At 68.9% G+C, this 784-nt stretch carries 1 protein-coding gene; it reads right to left on the bottom strand.

What is annotated here, in order from left to right; genetic code table 11:
- A partial coding sequence (locus F6X37_RS35925; RefSeq protein WP_187614684.1) for a TolC family protein occupies positions 1-784 on the bottom strand: 784 nt, incomplete at both ends.

A 784-nucleotide genomic window follows, 5' to 3' on the forward strand; every position in this document is an offset into this window, starting at 1 on the left:
CGACAGGCACGTGTTCGGGCAACACCAGGCTGTCGAGATCGGGAACGGCCGGGGCGTTGTCCGGCGTGCGGCCCATCAGCACCGCGAGCGCATGGATGGCTGTGGCGCGCTGCTGGCGTAATGCAGGAAGACTCGCCGCAGCCGAAGCCGCATCCTGCGTCGACGCAAGCGCCTGCGCACGCGAGACCGAGCCGAGTGCGTAGCGGTGCTGGTCCTCGTCCGCGGCCGTCCTGGCCACGGCGACGAGCCGTTCGGTGAGCGCGATCTGGCGATCGAGTGCCGCCACGCTGATCGTCGTACCGACGATGTTTGCCGCGAGCGCGCGCCGCGCCGCCTCCAGTTGATACGCCTGCACGTCTACGCGAGCGGCGCTGGCCGCGTTCGCCGAACGCGTCGCACCGAACAGGTCAAAGGTGTAGGACGCGAGAACCTGTCCGGCAAAAAAGTTATAGCGAACCTCGCTGGGGCCAATGCCGGGCACAAGCGGTGTACGCCCGCGATCGACTTGTGCGGCAGCATCGATTGAAGGCAGCGTCGATGCGCCGACCTGGGCGCGCAGTTCCTGCTGCGCGGCTGCGAGCGTCCGCTGCGCAGCCCCGAGCGTGGGGCTGTTGCGCAAGCCTTCCTCGACCAGTGCACTCAGCGCGTCCGACCGGTAAAGCTGCCACCATTGCGGAACGCCCACTGCGCCGATATCGAACTGCTGCGCCACGCCGCCCGCTGCGACGGTCTTCGCCGGCTGTGCCTCGGCACCGTAGTGCGCAGGCGAAGGCATCGCCGGGGG

Source organism: Paraburkholderia sp. 31.1 (assembly GCF_014397645.1).
Taxonomy (GTDB): domain Bacteria; phylum Pseudomonadota; class Gammaproteobacteria; order Burkholderiales; family Burkholderiaceae; genus Paraburkholderia; species Paraburkholderia tuberum.